This window comes from Paenibacillus septentrionalis, assembly GCF_042659865.1.
Taxonomy (GTDB): domain Bacteria; phylum Bacillota; class Bacilli; order Paenibacillales; family Paenibacillaceae; genus Pristimantibacillus; species Pristimantibacillus septentrionalis.
Map to the genome: position 1 here is coordinate 458,604 of NZ_JBHSTE010000002.1, position 19,819 is coordinate 478,422.

A 19,819-nucleotide genomic window follows, 5' to 3' on the forward strand; every position below is an offset into this window, starting at 1 on the left:
CCAGCTTTGGCAACATACTCATTTTTCATACCGTTACTTTACAATCGCACCGTTAGGCATTGCATCCGGCACTGTAGCTAGTGTTAGCTGATCATCCTTGGATGCAGCCAGGATCATCCCTTGCGAAAGCTCGCCGCGCAGCTTAACAGGCTTCAAATTCGTTACACAAATTACCTTTTTGCCTACAAGCTCTTCTGGCTTATAGAATTTGGCGATGCCAGATACAACTTGACGATGCTCATAACCAAGATCAAGCTGCAGCTTAAGCAGCTTATCTGCTTTCGGAACAGGCTCAGCTGAAAGCACTTGTGCAACGCGCAGCTCTACTTTAGCGAAATCCTCTATTCCGATTTCATCCTTCAGATCTGCGGGCTTTTCTTCCAGCAATGCCTCAGTTTCCTTTTTTCCACCGCTCATAGATTCAGTAATAAAAGCAACCTCTTCCTCCAAATCAAGGCGAGGGAAGATTGGAGCTGCCTTCACAACTTTCGTTCCTGCTGGAATCGTGTTGTAGCTGCCTACCGTCTCCCATCCAGTTAATGCTCCATCTGAGATGCCGAGCTGCTCCCAAATTTGACGCGGGGCATGAGTTAGATACGGCTGCAGCATAATGCTGATGGAACGAAGCGATTCAGCCAGATGATTCATTACCGAAGCGAGTTGGTCACGATTGCTCTCATCTTTTGCAAGTGCCCAAGGCTGCGTCTCATCAATATATTTATTCGTACGGCTGACAAATTGCCAAATCGCCGTTAGTGAAACTGAGAACTCCATGTTCTCCATAGCTTCCTCAACCTGCTTCAACGTTTGCTGTGCAAACTGCTCTAGCTCAGCATCGAACGCGGTAGAAGCAGAAATCGCTGCTGGAATTTCGCCATCAAAATATTTCTCAATCATCGCAATTGTACGATTCAGCAGATTGCCTAGGTCGTTCGCAAGATCAAAATTGATACGTTCAACAAAGTTTTCCGGCGTAAATGCACCATCTGCACCGAATGGAACCTCACGAAGCAAATAGTAGCGAAGAGCGTCTAATCCATAACGATCGATTAATACAACAGGATCGACAACCGTTCCCTTCGACTTCGACATCTTGCCTTCCTTCGTTAGCAGCCAGCCGTGCGCAAACACTTTTTTCGGAAGCGGCAAGCCAAGCGCCATAAGCATAATCGGCCAATAGATCGTATGGAAGCGGACAATTTCCTTCCCAACAAGATGCACATCAGCAGCCCAATATTTCTCGAACATGTCTTGCTTCGCTTCATCACCGTATCCAATTGCCGTAATATAATTCGTAAGGGCGTCAATCCACACATATATCACATGTTTAGGATCACCAGGCACTTTAATACCCCAGTCAAATGTTGTACGTGATACAGCCAAATCCTCAAGCCCCGGCTTAATAAAGTTGTTGATCATTTCATTGCGGCGGGACTCCGGCTGAATGAATTCTGGATGGTCCTCATAATATTGAAGCAAGCGATCAGCGTATTTGCTCATGCGGAAGAAATAGCTCTCCTCCTTCACAAGCTCTACTGGGCGACCGCAATCCGGACAATTTCCTTCCTGCAGCTGACGCTCAAGGAAAAACGATTCACATGGCGTACAATACCAGCCTTCATACGTCCCCTTGTAAATATCGTCTTGGTCAAGCAGCTGTTGAAACACTTTAGCAGCAACCTTTTTATGACGTTCTTCTGTTGTTCGGATAAAGTCATCGTTGGAAATCTCAAGCTTTTTCCATAGCTCCTGAATGCCTTTGACGATTTCATCAACGAATTCAATCGGCGTCTGGCCCTTCTCTTGTGCTCTACGCTCAATCTTTTGTCCATGCTCATCTGTACCTGTCAAGTACCATACATCATATCCACGAAGACGCTTATAACGCGCCATTGCATCACCCGCTACAGTCGTATACGCATGACCAATATGCAGCTTGTCGCTAGGATAATAAATTGGCGTAGTAATGTAGAACGTTTTATTACTCATTGTCATTCCTCCTCAAATTAGTCAATCTTGATTTTAAATGCAAAAAGCTCCCGTCCAACATGGGACGAGAGCGAATATACTCACGTGGTACCACCCAAATTCCAAGACATTGCAGCTGCTACAATGCTTGCTTCATTACACCGATAGGTATCGTCTTTATCGCAGACCTACGCCTTTCCCTTACAGCAAGCTGCTGCTCAAAAAAAGTGCCTCCAAGACCATATTCCATTAGCCCTGCCTGCCGGCTTCCACCAAAGTACCGTGCTCTCTATAAGGCTCCTCTAATGTACTCATCTCTTCACTGGCTCGTGATATACATTAAATATAAAAAATCTATATGCGAAAGTCAAGTCGACTCGTGTACTCATAGTTATGATTGTTTCTTAAGCTTTGGCTCAGGCACATAATCAATGCCGCCAGGATGAAAAGGATGGCATTTGCAAATTCGTTTAATCGTTAGCCAGGAGCCAACAAGCGCACCATGCTTATCAATCGCCTCCAGCCCATAAGCTGAGCAGGTAGGATAAAATCGACAGGTTGGCGGCTTCAAGGGCGAGATAAACCGCCGATAGCCATGAATTGGAGCCTTCACTGCTTGCTTCATAATAAACGAGGCCCGCGAGCTACTCACCTTGCTGAACTCCCTCTTCTTCGCTACATGCCTTGCAATAGCCAAACACCTCGAATTTATGGCGAATCACCTGAAATTCATCCGGTACTTCTGTTTGATCCATTGGGCAAAACTTAATCGGATACGTTATCCCGCAGCCTAGACAGATCATATGGTGATGATGATCGTGCTCACGGCAATGCATTTTGAATTTTACCCCTTCTTCAAACATAACCTGCTCCAAAACTCCCAGCTCTTCCATAACGCGCAGGTTGCGATAAACGGTATCAAAGCTAAGGCCTGAATATGTTTTTCCCATAAAGTCATAGACATCTTTAGGGGACAAATAGCCCTTTGTTTCGAAAAACAGCTTCGCCAATGTTCTTCTCTGATCTGTTACTCTTAGTCCTTTAGATGACATGAGAGAGACAATTTCTTCTATCGTTTGCATAAACGTTCCTCCATTGAAAATCCACGTCTACAGTCTATCATTAACAAAAAGCTCTCTATTTAATTAAGAGAGCCTAGCCATTCATATACATATTGCTTATAAATGCCGCACTCATTGCGATAAACAATACGATTGTAGTGGCAACCAGCCCGTTACGAATCGATCTCAGCTTATTGCTTCTCCTAGTATCATCAGCATGCTGCGATGCCATCGTAACAGCACGATGCATGAAAAGCGTAATGATAAACGATGCGACGAAGAAAAGATTGATCACAAACCACAGCGCAGTTAAGTTCATGCTGTCACCTCCCGATCGCTACACATACCATGTATTGATTATTACTAAAAATAAGATCGAGCTTACAATAGCACCAGCAAAGCTAAACCATCCTGTACGGAAACGCTGCTGAAACATTTTTAAGATGCCGAAGCTGAGCAATCCAAAGATAAGTAGAATAAAAACAACTGCAAGTATAAAAAAATCTGCTGATACATCACTTACATCAACTACTGACAATGCTTACACTCCCTCATCATACATATCGCAATCATTAGACATTATACTAGATCGCGACTTTAATAGCTAGTTTGAATGTGATGCTCGTAAAATTTTCTCGATCTGGCCCGCTTCGTAAGACGAATTTGCAGCTCGTCATTAACTGTCTTGGCACGACAATATTTTGCTTTAACTAGCCTTGGAAGCTTAATCATCTCGATAGAATCATCCGGTAATCCTTCTAGCCGAATATAATCTTCACGTACAAACAGCCTGAGCTCCTGAACATCCGTATTCACGGGAAGCTGAACAAGAACATCAAGATGCTCCTTGCCTTCCTTGAAGCGATAGCTTTTCGGCAAGGAACGATCCTCATCTGATTGCGAGCCTCTTTTCAGATTGTTAAAAAACTGATCGACAATCGGAATGTCCTTAAAGGCTGACATGCTTTTTTCAAAATTCGTGGTATGAAGCCATTTCTCAAGATCTGACCAATTATTCATGCGCTCACCCTCTTTAACATTGTTGTTTAATGTAGCATATGCAGAGCACGACAAGTAGGCACCTGTCGTATAAACATTGTCACATCTAGGCTAATGCTGCATAGACTACTATAAAACAATGGAAAGCAGGTGAGGCTATGCCAGCCTTTGTAGGCTTCGTCAATATTGTCAGCAACGGTTCAGGAGGAGTTATACAATTCGGTGATGCGGTAGGAGTCACACCTAACAGTGCAACAAAAACATTTGCTGGGTCTGGTTCATTTATTACAGGCAGCTTAGCCAATTCCAACACTGGTGCGAGTGCTACCAATGCACTGGACACAAACTTGGTTGGGAATCTAGGAGGAGCTACAACATAATGTTTCATGTACAGCAGCATATTTATATTGGTACGATACGCATTGACTCCATCAATAATAGCTCCATGCTTCAAGTGGGCACATCAGGCGGAGTCAATGCAACATCCTATGTCCAGGGGCAGACCTCTGAATCCTTTTCCGATTGGGCTGACTCAGATGTAGATTATTTCAGTCCCTCGCTCGTCCCTTTGCCTAATCCAAATTAATACAGAAGGGCTCTGATTGACTATGTACAACTCTGAACCTCCTTCTAATCCTTATCAAGCTTGGCAGCATTGGGCACTTCGCATGGAACAGCGCCTGCAGGAGCAGCAGCAGACGATTGAGAAGCTGGAGCAGGAGCTGCAGCTTCTCAAACAGCAGCTGACGAGTCAGGAGCAGCAATCCACCATCTATCATGTTGAAAAAATCGAATATCATTTTGATCAATTAAAGGTGGATACACTGGAAGGCTCCTTGCAAATCGGACTATCCACTAGCAATCCTGAGCAGTTGCCGATGATGATTGAAGACTTTGCAATGCAGCAGCAAAACGCCAACGCACCTCCTATTCAATATAAGAAGAACGGTCAAAAGTCATCATCCAATGCGCCTTATGGCAAGGCCGCGCCCTATGCATCTCCTTATGTAGCCAAGCCCAATTCCAATATCATGAATCGGCCGCAAGAGGGTGCTGCGGGCATGACTCAACCAGCACAACATGCTTCGCCAGCGACAGAAAATCTTGAGCAAGCAGTCCAAGACCAGTCAACAAAGCAATCTCACCCTTCGACGAATGCACCAAATGCCACAGTTCAAGCCAATTACAATGTTATGCTTCATCAACAGCAGATCGAAACATGCATTGAGCATGTTCGCTCATCGCTAGAGCAGCGCTTCACGCCTTATATTGATCGTCAAAGCTCGTTGATGCAGGTTGAAATGACAGAAGATCATAAGAAACTCATTGTTGACGATATCGATCGTCAGCTGCCGGCTAGGGTACACTACTACTATGAAGAACGGATGAAGAAAAATACTGCTGCAGAAGAGCTAATTCACCAAGTATGCCATCTCACCATTAACGATATTGAAAGTGCCATTGATCATTATTTGTACGGCTTATCTCAGCAAGATAAGGAGAATAAATAGATGCACATTCATATTCATAACCAACAGATAAAGGTTGGCGAGATCGAAGTCATTGACGTGTCTGCCAGTGCCAATTTACAAATTGGAGACAATAATCAAGTATTGCTTTACTCCAGCCTGGAGGCTCCGCCTTCCGGGATTCAAATTGGCCCGTTTCCTCCGCTCAATCCATATGGATACATGGACTCTGGTCTCGTAACTGTTCCTTATCGGGTAAAGCGAAACAAAGCACCTAGTTGATCTTAAAGGAGTTCAAATCCAACATGAGCATGAATACGCTTGTATCCGTAAAACTGGTGGACATTATAAGTAATTCGACTAGTGGAATTGTGCAGTTTGGCGATCGTCAACACAGCTATTTGCACAGTCAAAGCTTTTCTATTGTACGGAATAACTCGAATTATGGACCTGATGAACCTTATTTTGAACGCTATCCGCTTTTTACAAGGCCACTTCCTAAACTGGAGATGATGCTTCCGTCAGGAAGTGTAGAGCATAACATGATAGGAAAGCTTGTTTCTTTACCGAATCAACCCCCAACTATAGAAGTTGATAAATTGATTGTCATCTCCAACTCGCAATCTGCCAATGTACAGCTTGGCAACAGCATGAAGCTCGTTGCTGAAAATCGCCAAAAAGCTATTGAGCAATATATGAACATACCAAAAGGGGCTCGGACTCATCGTTAACATGAGTCTGAACCCCTCTTTTTACTGCAGTTTATTAAGTTCTTTATACTTGGAAGCATATTTACACACGGATTGCACCAATGTTGCATGCGACCATGTCAGCGGAGCTACTGATAGAGGCGATCCATCAAATGGATTCAGCTGCTCAGGCAATAATCCGCTCGGCAGCGCATGCCTTGTTACCCATTCCAGCGTCTGTTTTGGACCTTCAAGCTCCTTAAGAGATGTCGCTGATTCAATTTCAAAATTCGCAACCCAAAGCGTACATATAATCCAAGGATTACCCGGAATCCGATCAATATCGCCCGTTTGCTGGAAGTAATAATCGTTTTTATAGCGTGCTATGCCGCCAATTTCTGTTTTCACCTGCAAACCATGCTTGATAGAAAGCATCGTCTTCTGCACGCGTTCATCATCAACTGGAAGTACGCCGAAGTCCAAAATACCAAACATGCTGCTCTCAAGCGTCATATCCTTGACCCAGACTTCTTCCTTCTGAATCAGACCGCGTGCGAATCGGCCCTCCTCCTCATTCCACAAATGCTCCAGCAACCCATTCTTGATCCGATCGGCTGTGCTGCGATAATGATCACTGCGTTCATAATCACCGAATAAGTCCGTAAAATATGCTGCCGCCATTAATCCACCGTATACGCTCGCGACCGTATATGTCCATATGCCGTAACGCTCCTCCCACAGGTCATAGCTTGGCTTCGGTAGATCAAGCTCCGGTTCAATAAATTCGCTTAAAAAATTTGCTGCCTTACGAATCAGCTTCGAGTACAAGCCCTGCGGAAGTTCGATGATCTGATGTCGCGTATAGTCCTGCCATAGGGCAAATAAAACGAGTGCCGTCTCATCCTCTTGAATCGGCAAGCGCCTGCTGCCTTGAACAATATAAGGATGCCAGCTTGAGCCTACTGTTCCATCCGGATTGTACTTATGATATAGATAACCTTCATTCGAGATCGCATTTGCACAGAAGGTAAAAAAGGGCGCAATCATGCTTTGATAGCCGGCAAGCGACATCGCATCTGCAACAAGTGCACCGTCTCGCGGCCACATATAGCTGTAGTGATCCCGGTTATACTGCAGAATGTCCGTGTCATTAGCGGCTAATATCGCACCTCGCTCATCCGTTTGCGTACGAACAAGCAGCAAGCTTAGCTTGAACAGCTTCTGCACCTGCGGCGGGAGGTCGCCAAGATCGTTTTCTGCGCGCTGCAGCCAATGCCTCCAATATACAACAATTCGGCTTAGCAGCCGCTCGGGATGATGCTCGCGAACATATTGATCGAGACGCTTTACCTCTTCAAGATTCGGTCCAATCGACATCCAATAATAGATCATCTTATCACTGCGAGCTCCTACTGTCGTATGAAAGCTAAGCGTACTGTCAACAGAGCCTTGCGCAATACTGTTGCCCGCCAACGAACCATCCTCTGCATCACGCCATGTTCCTTCCGCTGTATTGAATCGCTTTACCCCTGTTGTATACTGCTTAATTCCACCTTCATCGGAAAAGCCATTAAACATAAAAAAGTTCGAGCGCTTATAATGAAAAACCGTATGATTATCGGGATAATATACAGCGGTATCTCCTACCTCAGTGCCCTCGATCATCAAGTCCTGATGAAAGAAAAGCCGAATCTCTCGAGCATCGTCCTGCTTATTGCGAATGGTCACCTGCTTCAAAAAAATACATTCCCGCTGATGAATGCCATCATTGATCTGCAGCTCAATGCCAAGTCGATCATGACGCACAACCAGATTAGTAACGAGTGAATCCTCCAAGTAATCAAGTTCGAATTTCCATTCAGGGTTATCCAGCCATGAAAATTCTCCCTGCACCCAAAGGCCAACGCGGCAATAATGACCACCTACATGATTGAGCTGACCAACATATGGATAATATATATCGCGTATAAATCCGTGCTGATCCATATTGACAAGCAGCTTGCCGTTCCCTACTACCAAATGCCGTGCCATGAAGATTCCCCTCTCCTAGAAGATATTATTGAAGCTTGCGATACATCGCTTTATATTGCTTGGCTGAGCTTCTCCAGCTATAATCCACACGTGAACCGTTATCAACTATTTTCTCCCATACGTTCGGTTTCGCATAAGCCTTTAACGCTCGCTGCATTGTATATAGAAACTCATGCGCATTATAATCGACAAAGGTAAAGCCATTGCCCATTTGTGTCGTCTCATCATATGGAATAACTGTATCCTTTAGCCCACCGGTTTCCCGCACTATCGGCACCGTGCGATACTGCAGGGATATAAGCTGACTTAAGCCGCACGGTTCAAAGCGTGACGGCATGGCGAATATATCTGCTCCTGCGTAGATTCGACTCGCCATTCGATCACTATATCCAAGCCAAAACCTAAATTTGGTTGGATGTCGTAGAGAGGCTTCATAAAAATATCGCTCATACTTTTCATCGCCAGAGCCTAGTACGATCATTTGCACATCATGGTTATGCAGCAGCTCATCAAGTGTTGCTATGACAAGATCAAGACCTTTTTGCTCTACCAATCTGGACACAAGACCAATAAGCGGTATTGCCTCATCAACAGGCAAGGACATTTCCTCCTGCAGATCAAGCTTGTTTTTGCGCTTGCGCTGCAGAGAATGACGATAAGGCACTTTAATGTGTGCATCATTCATAGGATCAAAGATTTCGGTATCCAAGCCGTTAATAATACCTATGAGATCCTCCTTGCGAAAGTTAAGCAGCGAGTCCATGCGTTCGCCATAATAGGACGTCTGGATTTCTTTCGCATAGGTAGGGCTTACTGTAGTCAGCTTATCTGCAAATTGAATTCCCGCCTTCAAACAGCTCGCATCGCCAAAAAACTCAAGCCCTTCAGGTGTAAACCACTCATCCCCAGCCCCTAACAGCTCCTTCATCTGCTCGATGCCATAAATGCCCTGATACATCAAATTATGAATCGTAAATACGCTTTTGACATTTGACCAGTATGGGTGCTCGGAAAAGCGCTGCTTCAGTAAAAATGGAATAAGTCCAGTCTGCCAATCATTACAATGAATAATGTGAAAGTCTTCCTCGTAATAATCCGCTGCTGCCATAACCGCAACGCTAAAAAATACAAAGCGCTCCGCATCATCCCCATATCCATACAAGCCGCCGCGTTTGAAATAATATTCATTGTCGATTAAGTAATACGCTACGCCATCCAGCTCACCCTTGAACAAGCCTACATACTGGTTACGCCAACCAAACTCAACTTGAAAATGAGCAATCTGTACGAAGTTCTCGAGCAGCTCTTGCTTAATCAACCCGTATTTCGGCATTACAACGGCTGCGTATACAGCTTGCTCCTTTAATGCTTTAGGCAGCGCTCCAGCTACATCCGCCAGCCCTCCCGTTTTGGCAATAGGCACTGCTTCAGACGTTGCCAACAGAATGTTCATCCTCTCTACCTCCTCCTATTCTATTTCTTTCTATCATTAAACGGGCTTCGCCGTTCAATGCGCGCTTTATCAGATCACATTTCGCTTCGCTGCTACATACGGTCCAGATCTGACACCCTTTACCTCGCGGTTTTCTTCGATTACAACATCCTTGTCAAATATGCTGCAGCTTACAATGCTATTGGGCAGAATCACCCCATTTTGCATAATAATGCTATCCTCAACTACAGCTCCCTTATGCACATGTACCCCTCGAAACAGTATGCTGTTGTGAACTTTCCCTTCGATCATGCAGCCATTGGCAATAATAGATTGAGATACTTCTGCATCATGCGTATAACGTGCTGGTGGTCCATCCTTCACCTTGGTATAAATCGGAGCAGGCTCATAGAACAAATTGCGCCATACCTCAGGACGCAGCAGCTTCATACTATTGCCATAATAGCTGCTTATCGTATTCACCACGGCTAGAAAGGCTTCATGAACATACCCGTATACCTTTAATTGATTCAACTTCGAAAAAATCGCATGTCTGACGAGATGATCCTGACCTTTGGCTAGCGATGTCTCTACCAAATCCATGAGCAATTCTTTTTTCATAAGGTACATTTCCATATTCGAATAATCGCTAATCATCGGCCCATACGAATCCTGGATCTCAACAATGCGATTATGCTCATCCATACGCACCTTTCTTGCTTTGCCTAGCACAGGCTCCTTGCTGTGATGACAAACCACTGTAATATCTGCCCCTGTTGACTGATGATGGTCTAGCACCTGTCTATAATCAATATTGCACACCATATGGCTTCTGGTGATGAGAACATATTCAGGCTTCGAGCGAATAAAGTAATCTCGGTTTTGATAGAAATGAAAAAGATCGCCTCTGCTTAGCTCCTGCACATCATCCGTTATCGGCGGAAGCACAAACAAGCCGCTCTGCCTATGCTGCAGGTCCCAGCTCTTCCCGCTTCCAATATGATCCATGAGCGAGCGATATTTTCGATGTGCGAACACGCCAACTACGCTTACGCCTGAGTTAACCATGTTGGATAAAGTAAAATCGATTAAGCGATAACGTGAACCGAACGGGACGGTAGCTGTGCAGCGCCCCTGCGTCAAGGTGTTCAGTTCGTCCGTTTCATGGATAAGATTAATGACACCCATAATTTTTTGCTTGTTCATGACTCCACCTCCATCGCATTTTCCTGTGCGCGAATATGCTCGCCAACTGGAATGACCGTAATATCTTCACTGTCGGGAGATCCAATGACGGCATAGTCATCTATAATGGCCCCATCGCCAATAATTGCACGATGAATCGTGACATGCTTGCCGATCTTGACCTGAGGCATAATGACAGATTCTTGAATGCTGGATTGCTCGCCTACGGCAACGCCATAGAATAAGACTGAACGGGTAACCTCCCCTTCAATCATGCAGCCTTCCGAGATCAAGCTCGAGCTTATTTTCGCAGATTGTGCAATAAACTGCGCAGGTTGATTCGGATTCACGGAATAAATCCGCCATTCGGGGTCATCAAGATCTAATGAGGGCTTATCCTCAAGCAAATCCATATTTGCTTCCCATAGACTTTCAATCGTTCCAACATCCTTCCAGTATCCGTTGTATCGATAGCAGGATAAGCGAAGTCCATCCTCCAGCATAGCCGGAATAACATCCTTGCCAAAATCATTACTTGACCCAGGGTGTCCCTCGTCTGAAATCAGGTAGTGCTTCAGGACATCCCAGCTGAATATATAGACGCCCATGGAGGCGAGATTGCTTGTAGGCACCTTAGGCTTTTCTTCAAAGCCGATAATAAGATCGGCTTCATCGGTACGCATAAGCCCAAACCGACTTGCTTCCTTCCAATCAACCTCCAGACCGGCAATTGTTACATCCGCGCCTGCCTCCTTATGATGCTGCAGCATCAAATCGTAATCCATCTTATAAATGTGATCGCCAGATATAACCAGCACATATTCCGGTTCATAGCGCTCGATATAGGAGATATTTTGATAGATAGCATTGGCAGTGCCTTTATACCAGACGCCTCCAGCCTTTTGCATGTATGGAGGAAGAATCGTCATGCCTCCGTCCCTTCGATCAAGCCCCCATGGCGTACCGATCCCGAGATACCGATTCAGCTCAAGCGGCTGATACTGGGTCAGCACACCTACCGTATCAAGACCGGAATGGACACAATTGCTAAGCGTAAAATCAATGATGCGATATTTTCCTCCAAAATAAACAGCCGGCTTTGCCAAATCCTTGGTCAACACACCAAGTCTTTTCCCTTCACCACCAGCAAGCAGCATGGCGATCATCTCTTTTCGAGCCATAGATATCATCCCCTTACAAAATGTTGACCTGTCTATTCCTCCGACTGGAAGGCATAAAGCAAAAAGGTAAACGGCGGGAGCTCAATTGAAATGCTATAAGCCTGACCGTGCATTGGGATTTCTTCGCTGTAAACATCTCGCTGGAGAACCGTCGTATTACCTCCATACTTGACTTCATTACTATGCAGAAGCAGCGTATATATACCTGACATCGGGGCCCCAATGCGATATTCGCAATAGTGATGGAGTGAAAAATTTGCGATGGCTAACAGCATGCCTGATTCGCTTTTTCGAATAAAGGATAGTTGTGATTGAGAAGCATTGTTGACATCAATCCATTGAAAGCATGCGGGGTCAAAATCGTTTTGCCATAACACTGGCAAGCTGCGATAGAGATAATTCAATTCCTTGACATAGCGGTGCATACGTTGGTGGGATTCATATTGCAGCACTTCCCAGTCCAGCATATGCTCATCCTTCCACTCGTCGAATTGCCCCCACTCACCGCCCATGAAGAGCAGCTTTTTTCCCGGGTGTGCGATCCAGTAACCGTAAAACAAACGAAGCTGTGCGAATTTCTGCTCATAGCTGCCCCACATCTTGTTAAGCAGTGAGCGTTTGCCATGAACAACCTCATCATGTGACAAGGGAAGAACATAATTTTCACTAAAGGCATACCAAATTGAAAATGTAACCAAGTGATGCTGTTGTGTGCGGTCAGCAGGAGAACTTGCCATATAGCGCAGCATATCGTTCATCCAGCCCATATTCCATTTGTAGTTGAAACCTAGCCCTCCAAGATCGGTCGGCTTCGTGACCGATGCGTAGGAAGAAGAATCTTCGGCTAGCATTAATAAATGAGGGTAATAATGAAACACTGTTTCATTCAATGCTCTGAGGAATGCGATTGCGTTCAAGTTAAGTCGTCCGCCATCTGCGTTTAAGGTGTGTAGCTCCGGTGGCTTGTCCATATGAAGATCCAGCATTGTTGCGACTGCATCAACTCGCAAGCCATCAAAATGAAATTGCTCAATCCAGTATATCGCGTTGGAAATTAAGAAGCTGACAACCTCGCTTTTTGCGTAGTCAAAGCTGAGTGTGCCCCATAAAGGAAGCTCTGCCCGTTTCCAATCAGCACCTTCATACAAAGGACTTCCGTCGAATCGCCGCAGGCCGTGCGCATCCTTGCAAAAATGGCCGGGAACCCAGTCCAGAATAACGCCAATCCCATGACGATGACATTCATTAATAAAATACTTCAGCTGCTCCGGAGTGCCATAACGGCTAGTTGGACTGTAGAAGCCTGTTACTTGATAACCCCATGACTGATCGAGCGGATGTTCCATTAGCGGGAGAAATTCGATATGTGTATAGCCCCATTCCAGTACATAAGGAATAAGCATTTCTGCTAGCTCTTCGTAGGTGTAGTAGTGTTCCTTGCCCTTGATCCTCCAAGAGCCGGCATGGACTTCATAAATAAGTAGTGGTTGATTGTAGGAAGGAGTTTTTTGCTGCGTCTTATACCATGCTTGGTCGCTCCATGTAAATTCAGGAAGGCCGTATACAATGGAAGCGGTACTCGGTCGTCGCTCGCTGTAAAAAGCATAGGGATCGCTTTTTAACACGATATCATCTTCAGCTGTGACAATGCGGTATTTGTATCTGGAGCCGGGACTTATCGTTTCAACAAACCCGATATGTACGCCCGTACTGCCCACTTGCTCTAAACAAGCACCTTCAGTATCCCAGCCAAGATCATCGCCTACAACGGCTACGCGCTTAGCTTCGGGAGCCCAAACTGCGAATCGGACCCCTGGTTTGCCCCTCCATCTAATAGGATGAGCACCCATAAATCGATAGCTGTGATGTGATGATCCACAATTAAAAAGGAACAGTTCTTCTTGCGTAATGCCCCAATACGATTTATTCATCACTTCACCTCCAAGCTAGAGATATATGAAGTATACTATGTTTTAAGCTTCCGATACATGAAGGTTTTCCCTATAAGTTTGCACTCTAATTCTAATTTAAGAGGAGTTTACGGTAGTTGACAAGCAAAACATGGAGCAAGCAGCCGGATTTACAAACACTTAACCTGCCGCTTGCTCCACTGACTTCATTAATCAAGAAATGGCGATGGCTGCCCAAGAGAAAATAGCTGCAGCTCATGCATTGCGCGTGTGCATGCAGTATAGAACAGCTTGCGCTCACTTTCAAGATGATAATTTGCACTGCTCGCATCATAGATTAACACACAGTCAAATTCCACGCCCTTAGCAAGATAAGCTGGTATAACCATAATTCCCTTTTCAAAGGTAACTGTCTCTTGATTGATAAGACTTAGTGTTTTCCAGCGATCCGCGAAGCGTTCATATACAATAGCACTCTCCATAGCCGTTTTGCAGATAATCGCAACGGACTCATAGCCTTCTCTAAGCCAGCCGTGCAGTACTTCGTCAATCGCCTTATCATATTGATCATCCGATTCGAGTACGGTCACAACTGGTTCTTTCCCATGACGATTGAATGGTACGATTTGATCTCCACCCTCAATCATTTTCGCTGTAAATTCAATAATTTCTTGTGTCGAGCGATAGCTTCTGAGCAGTGTCATATATTCCGTCTCTTGTTCCCCATACAAATTCTCGAACGGACTAAAACTGTCCTGCGTGCTGGCATGAACAAAGATCGATTGATTGATATCTCCTACAATCGTCATGCGACTGCGGGGAAATATTCGCTTTAAGTAATGGAGCTGAAAAGGTGAATAATCCTGACCTTCATCAATAAACACATATTTGACAGCGGTATTGGTGCTAAAGCCCTCAAGACGCTCCTTGAGATAAAGATATGGAGTCGCATCCTCATATGGCATTTCCTTCTGAATCAGACGTTCCTCTGTCAGTGCCGCTATAGACCGCCATAACGCATTTGTTGTGCCTATTGGAGCATGCTCCTGATGAAACAACGCGCAATAAATCATCGGCATATCAATATATTTCAGCAGCTTTACCTGTCTGCGAATTTTCTTAAACTTCTCCTGCACGATTCGAGCTGCAAGGAAATTCCGTTCAGCCTCATAATCGTTAAACGAGTTTTCATGGTACTGCTTTTTTCGCTTAAGCTGTTGAAAAGCTTCGACAAACTGCTCAGTGCCAAGTAGCTCCAACTCTTCGTCAACCCAGCTTTCCTTTTGCTCCTCTTTGCTAAGTGCTGTCAGCTCTTTAAGCAATTGAGTTGTCAATTCCCGAAGTCTGATCGGGATATTCAGGCTTGGATCAAGCGAATAGAACATTTCAGTTATTTTCTTCTTCGAAATTAGCACCTTCCCGCGAAATACAATGCTCTTGAATTGCATGCCGGCGTGCCCCAGCTGCTGAACGTAACGATCAATGTATTCCATAAAAGCGGTAGTCCCTTTTAGCTTGATGCTTGAAATAATGGTATCGTAATCAGGGTCATCGTAACCAGTCAAGCAATATTCCATCTGCTGAAACTGGTCCTCAAGCTCGAACGCTTTACCCAATCGATGCTCCAAATATTGACCGTAGGTCGTCTGCTGCATGTTTTGCTCGCCAAGCTCAGGCAAAACCGTCGACACATAGCTGTTAAACATCGGATTCGGAGAAAACAAGACGATTTGCTCTGCTGTCAAAGATTCTCGAAAGCGATATAGCAAATAAGCGACTCTTTGCAGCGCGGCCGAGGTTTTTCCGCTGCCGGCCGGTCCTTGCACAACGAGCAGCTTGGCATGCTCATTTCGAATGATCGCATTTTGTTCTTGTTGGATCGTAGCTACGATGCTTTTCATTTGCGCATCGGAATGCTTGCCTAGTACGTTCTGCAGGATTTCATCCCCGATCGTTACCCCCGTATCAAACATGGATAGAAGCTTGCCGTAACGAATAATATATTGCCGCTTCAGTGTCATTTCTCCAGTAATCGCGCCATTCGGAGTTCGATAGGTGATTGGCCCAGGACCATAATCGTAATAAACGCTTGAAATCGGTGCGCGCCAATCATATACGAGATATTTATCGTTCTGATCATCGAGCAGCGAGCCCACTCCCAGATAGATGGCTTCGACAGAACCTCCATCCTCCGAAATATCAATTCTTCCGAAATAAGGGGACATTTCGAGCTTATGAAGAAGCTTTACCTGATCACGCAGCAGCCGCTGGCTTCGCTCGCGTTCAGACAGCAGCTCTGCCTGCTGCTTCATGCTGGCATAGGTCTCTGCTGTTTCCGCCGCATCTTCAAAGTTAACCGTAACGTCTTCCCAAAAATTACGCTTTATATCTACAATCTCAGATTTGATCTCGCCATTTTCATCTGTAATTCGCTCCAGGCGATTGCGAATCAGCTCTGTTACTTCATGTACTCGCTGCTGCTCTGTCTCATAATCATCTGGTATATTCGACATAAGTACCTCCTTCTGTGATATAGCCAATTGCGTCTATTATCATACTGCCCTGCTCTTGCTTGAATATAAATGAAATAGATTCCATATCTGACGCAAATAATGCGCCATCACGAGGATGCTGCTGTTCAATGAGCGAAATCGGTATAATATAAGTTTGTAGTAAAGGTTCGACTGCAACGTCATATTTCCCTTTCTTGATATTTTCCTCGAGCCAATCAATTTTCGTGAAATCATGGGCAGCTGGATGCAAGATATGATAATAAGGCTCAAGATCAACAATCTCCTGTCCCCATTGCGTAGCCTTTATATTCAATAAAAGCTGCAAGCCAGTGTAGACTTCATCATCTGAATGTCGTTCCTCATCAGCGGCTTGGTTAGACACGTTTTCAGGTGAATCCGAATCAGCTGCTGTTTCATGATCTGCTTCTGCTTTCAACTGCTTGGAGCGATCAGCTTCCACATCCGAATGTTCAATAGCGTCCCCTTCTGGTTGATCCACTTGATTTTCACCTTGATTGTTAGCTTCTTCTTCATCCGGTTCCATCATTCGTTCCGCTCTTGCCAACGACACGACAATCGCACTGACCTGTTGATTTCGAGCAGCAACGCTGAGATGTTTAACGGGAAATTCAATCTCACTGAATTCTTCATTCCACGTTACCCATAGCACCCGATTTTGCTTATCTCCACCGCTCCTGCCTTTTAAGGCGATATCTTTCGCTGTCATTGCATGATCGTAGTACTTCAGCTTATCCTCAATCTTGGCTATATGTTCAAAGTCATACCAATAGTTCATTGCTGAGCTGCTGTAACGACTCACATAACCAGTTAAAGGTAGTTGATCTCCTATCGACCTGAAGTCCTGAAAAACAGCTTCATAGATAGGCTCGCCTGTAAAGCTGGCCTGTAAAAAGCTATGGATGAACAATTGAGCAGCAAGCCTCTGATCATTGCCGTTCATTAGATCAGCAGTGTTTAATGCGAGACCGCCAGGAAATCGCTCATCGTATTTTCCCCAGACGGTATTAAACTGTCCATGATTCGCATGGTATATTTCTACTGTAGCCTTAAAATGTCCTTCTTGTGTAAATCTCGTTCGTTCATACTGGCGCTCTCCGAATGACTCTGTCAAGTCAGCATCCATCGTGCCATGCAACGTCAAATAATTAACATTATGCAAATTTGCCAGCTTATTGTTAACCCGGTAATCGGTTGGCGCTATCGCCACAACTGCTTTTATCTGTATTTGATCCAGAATCGAGACCACAGGTTCATCCGTTCCGAGCCATTTTTTTGCATCGACAGCCATGGCAGCAGCCTGCCCACCGCGTGAATGACCGATTAAAGCAACCTGATCCCAATCCGCTGCAATCGACGGTTGCTCATGCAGCTTGTTCATATGGGCAAGCATCAACCACGAGCGCAGAAGCTGATCATCATCAACGATGCCCGACCACACTGAATAATTCAAGAAATTCGCGTCTATCGAGCTCACAATCATGCCATGTGAAGCAAGCAGCTCTGCTAAATACCCGTAGCCATCAGAGGAGTCCTCCTCACTTAGATGATTGCCATGCATAATAAACACAATTGGAAATGGACCCTCTCCATCAGGAATCCACAGCTGACCTTTCATCGCTATTTCCTTCTCGGTAAATCCCCAATACAGCTCCTTCGTCCAAGACCAGTCCTTTAATACCGACGATCCGTCTGTTGGAGAGGTGTATATCGTTAATGGGTTCCCATCATCTTCCCAGGTGGGATCAGAACTATAATGATAATGCTGATAGGAGTAGCTGCCAGGCTCTGCTAACTGGACGGGCAACGGTTGCAGCTTCATAAGTTGCTCAGCCTTATGATCTGTACGCAAATCCGAATCATCGGATGAGGAATCCTTAGTGGAATCCTTTGACGTATCCGTATCTGTCCTCGAATCAGGACCAGCACCATCTGTTTCCATATTTTCAATATCCTGAAGTAATATAGCTGCGTATTGCTCGATATATCTTTGCTTCTGTACATCGTTCCAATAATACTTGCCAGCTATTCCAGCCATCACAATACAAAACAAAGAAGCAAGCGTAGCCATTACAGTGAGCATAGAGGCTCTCCGATAAGCGTACAGATAGGAAACGAGCAAGGCCAGCGCCAGCAGAATTGCAACGATAATGGTTGCCATTATAGACGTTGCTTTCCAACCCCAATTGCTCTTTTGTAATATAACGGATGTTTGGATAAGAATACAGCTCACACCTGTTAGCCAGCCTGCAATAAGCTTTAAGTAAAAGAACGAAAATAAAAAAACGATCATTGCCATAACCGTAGCAGCAGATATAATATATACGGTGCCAATAATTAAATAATCCGCCCATAAACCAAGCCCTGTAGGTATCCCCGGTATCGTAAGCGCGATTTCCATACAAAGTCCAGCGAAGAATACAACGAGAGCCGCCTGATTGGATCGGCTTGGCATCGCTTTTGCAATCATAAAGCGACCTTTCACCCAGGACAGCCATTTTTCCTTTAACGTTGGAGTGGCTGCGATCTCTACATTAGCTTCTTGATCGTTAACCAATACCGCTCATTCTCCTTTGCCAGCTGAATCGGCACCTCGTAAAAGCTCGACATAGTCGCTTGTGTTAGCACGTTCTCCGTGCTGCCCTTAGAAAAAATTTGGCCTTCCTTTAACAGCAGTGTATGAGTAAAGCATGGCAATATTTCTTCAACATGGTGTGTTACATAGATTAAAGTCGGACAATTTTCCTGCTTGCATAAGGTCGAAATCATTTCAAGCAGCTGTTCGCGTGCAATCAAATCCAATCCCGTACTTGGTTCATCAAGAATAAGCAGCTTAGGATTGTTCATCAATGCTCTAGCAATCAGTACACGCTGCTTCTCGCCTTGCGACAGCGTGCGATATGGTGAGTTGGCAAGATGCATGCAATTCAATGTCTCAAGCCAAGCAAGTGCACGCTGCTTCTCCTCTGGAGTAGGCGTGTCATAGATGCCGATAGAAGATTCTCTACCGCTTAGTACAATTTCTGTCGCCGTGTCGCTTCCATACAGCTTTTGCTGCAGTGATGTGCTGACCCAGCCAATTTCCTTGCGCAGCTCTCGTAAATCATAAGTACCAAACATATGTCCCAGTACAGCTATTTTGCCGCTAGTCGGCCATTGATAGCCATTGACCATATTAAGCAGTGATGTTTTACCCGAACCATTTAACCCAAGCAAGCACCAATGCTCGCCTTTGTTTATCTGCCAATTAATATCATGAAGGATCGTGCGTTCTTCACGTTCCCAATGTACCTGCTGTATATCAACAATCATCATCTATATATGCCTCCTGTGAATCAAAGCTTTTCCCTATTTTACCACGTT

General features: G+C 45.0%; 19 protein-coding genes. 5 read left to right on the forward strand and 14 right to left on the reverse strand.

All coding sequences use genetic code 11. The features are described from left to right. Positions 1 to 33: 33 nt before the first annotated feature. The 6 genes from metG to ACFP56_RS07205 form a co-directional block, all read right to left on the reverse strand. Positions 34 to 1,995: a methionine--tRNA ligase gene (gene metG / locus ACFP56_RS07180; protein WP_379232734.1), complete on the reverse strand. Its 1,962-nt coding sequence runs from the start codon at positions 1,993 to 1,995 to the stop codon at positions 34 to 36. Positions 1,996 to 2,359: 364 nt separating this feature from the next. Next, complete coding sequence (gene yidD / locus ACFP56_RS07185; RefSeq protein ID WP_379233300.1) at positions 2,360 to 2,593, reverse strand: membrane protein insertion efficiency factor YidD; 234 nt, start codon at positions 2,591 to 2,593, stop codon at positions 2,360 to 2,362. A gap of 19 nt (positions 2,594 to 2,612) precedes the next feature. Further along, positions 2,613 to 3,050 carry a Fur family transcriptional regulator gene (locus tag ACFP56_RS07190; RefSeq protein WP_379232737.1) on the reverse strand — a complete coding sequence of 146 codons (438 nt, stop codon included), beginning with the start codon at positions 3,048 to 3,050 and terminating at the stop codon, positions 2,613 to 2,615. A 73-nt stretch (positions 3,051 to 3,123) separates the two neighbouring features. Next, a complete protein-coding gene (locus tag ACFP56_RS07195) occupies positions 3,124 to 3,348 on the reverse strand; it encodes a hypothetical protein (protein ID WP_379232739.1) in 225 nt (74 codons plus the stop codon). An 18-nt stretch (positions 3,349 to 3,366) separates the two neighbouring features. Next, the gene (locus ACFP56_RS07200) at positions 3,367 to 3,567 is read right to left on the reverse strand and encodes a hypothetical protein (RefSeq protein WP_379232741.1); all 201 of its coding nucleotides are present in this window, start codon (positions 3,565 to 3,567) and stop codon (positions 3,367 to 3,369) included. Positions 3,568 to 3,626: 59 nt separating this feature from the next. Further along, on the reverse strand, positions 3,627 to 4,049 hold the full coding sequence (locus tag ACFP56_RS07205; RefSeq protein WP_379232743.1) for a hypothetical protein: 423 nt from the start codon (positions 4,047 to 4,049) through the stop codon (positions 3,627 to 3,629). Between the two features lie 137 nt (positions 4,050 to 4,186). Between ACFP56_RS07205 and ACFP56_RS07210 the strand changes: the two genes are divergently transcribed. Genes ACFP56_RS07210 through ACFP56_RS07230 form a run of 5 tightly spaced genes read left to right on the forward strand, consistent with a single transcriptional unit; the run spans position 4,187 to position 6,228 of the window. Next, positions 4,187 to 4,408 (forward strand): spore germination protein, encoded by a 222-nt coding sequence (locus ACFP56_RS07210; protein WP_379232745.1) that lies wholly within the window; start codon positions 4,187 to 4,189, stop codon positions 4,406 to 4,408. Further along, on the forward strand, positions 4,408 to 4,614 hold the full coding sequence (locus ACFP56_RS07215; protein ID WP_379232748.1) for a spore germination protein GerPB: 207 nt from the start codon (positions 4,408 to 4,410) through the stop codon (positions 4,612 to 4,614). The genes ACFP56_RS07210 and ACFP56_RS07215 overlap by 1 nt, the downstream gene beginning before the upstream one ends. 22 nt (positions 4,615 to 4,636) lie before the next feature. Beyond that, positions 4,637 to 5,539 carry a spore germination protein GerPC gene (gene gerPC, locus ACFP56_RS07220; RefSeq protein ID WP_379233302.1) on the forward strand — a complete coding sequence of 301 codons (903 nt, stop codon included), beginning with the start codon at positions 4,637 to 4,639 and terminating at the stop codon, positions 5,537 to 5,539. Next, positions 5,540 to 5,779 (forward strand): hypothetical protein, encoded by a 240-nt coding sequence (locus ACFP56_RS07225; protein ID WP_379232750.1) that lies wholly within the window; start codon positions 5,540 to 5,542, stop codon positions 5,777 to 5,779. It abuts the gene before it with no gap. 23 nt (positions 5,780 to 5,802) lie between these two features. Beyond that, positions 5,803 to 6,228: a spore germination protein GerPE gene (locus ACFP56_RS07230; protein ID WP_379232752.1), complete on the forward strand. Its 426-nt coding sequence runs from the start codon at positions 5,803 to 5,805 to the stop codon at positions 6,226 to 6,228. Between the two features lie 21 nt (positions 6,229 to 6,249). Here the strand turns inward: ACFP56_RS07230 and ACFP56_RS07235 are convergent, their stop codons facing one another. The 8 genes from ACFP56_RS07235 to ACFP56_RS07270 all read right to left on the reverse strand — a co-directional run bounded on the left by ACFP56_RS07235 (position 6,250) and on the right by ACFP56_RS07270 (position 19,771). Continuing rightward, positions 6,250 to 8,217, reverse strand: a complete 1,968-nt coding sequence (locus ACFP56_RS07235; protein ID WP_379232754.1) for a glycoside hydrolase family 15 protein — start codon at positions 8,215 to 8,217, stop codon at positions 6,250 to 6,252. Between the two features lie 25 nt (positions 8,218 to 8,242). Further along, the gene (glgA, locus tag ACFP56_RS07240; protein ID WP_379232756.1) at positions 8,243 to 9,670 is read right to left on the reverse strand and encodes a glycogen synthase GlgA; all 1,428 of its coding nucleotides are present in this window, start codon (positions 9,668 to 9,670) and stop codon (positions 8,243 to 8,245) included. Between the two features lie 69 nt (positions 9,671 to 9,739). Continuing rightward, positions 9,740 to 10,855, reverse strand: coding sequence for a glucose-1-phosphate adenylyltransferase subunit GlgD (gene glgD / locus ACFP56_RS07245; RefSeq protein WP_379232758.1), 1,116 nt, complete (start codon positions 10,853 to 10,855; stop codon positions 9,740 to 9,742). Beyond that, on the reverse strand, positions 10,852 to 12,015 hold the full coding sequence (locus tag ACFP56_RS07250) for a glucose-1-phosphate adenylyltransferase (RefSeq protein ID WP_379232760.1): 1,164 nt from the start codon (positions 12,013 to 12,015) through the stop codon (positions 10,852 to 10,854). The genes glgD and ACFP56_RS07250 overlap by 4 nt, the downstream gene beginning before the upstream one ends. A gap of 32 nt (positions 12,016 to 12,047) precedes the next feature. Continuing rightward, the gene (gene glgB / locus ACFP56_RS07255; protein ID WP_379232762.1) at positions 12,048 to 13,946 is read right to left on the reverse strand and encodes a 1,4-alpha-glucan branching protein GlgB; all 1,899 of its coding nucleotides are present in this window, start codon (positions 13,944 to 13,946) and stop codon (positions 12,048 to 12,050) included. Between the two features lie 188 nt (positions 13,947 to 14,134). Then, the gene (helD, locus tag ACFP56_RS07260; protein ID WP_379232765.1) at positions 14,135 to 16,438 is read right to left on the reverse strand and encodes an RNA polymerase recycling motor HelD; all 2,304 of its coding nucleotides are present in this window, start codon (positions 16,436 to 16,438) and stop codon (positions 14,135 to 14,137) included. Continuing rightward, positions 16,419 to 19,013: a poly(ethylene terephthalate) hydrolase family protein gene (locus ACFP56_RS07265; RefSeq protein ID WP_379232767.1), complete on the reverse strand. Its 2,595-nt coding sequence runs from the start codon at positions 19,011 to 19,013 to the stop codon at positions 16,419 to 16,421. Before ACFP56_RS07265 ends, helD begins: the two co-directional genes overlap by 20 nt. After that, a complete protein-coding gene (locus tag ACFP56_RS07270) occupies positions 18,986 to 19,771 on the reverse strand; it encodes an ABC transporter ATP-binding protein (protein ID WP_379232769.1) in 786 nt (261 codons plus the stop codon). Before ACFP56_RS07270 ends, ACFP56_RS07265 begins: the two co-directional genes overlap by 28 nt. Between the last annotated feature and the right edge of the window lie 48 nt (positions 19,772 to 19,819).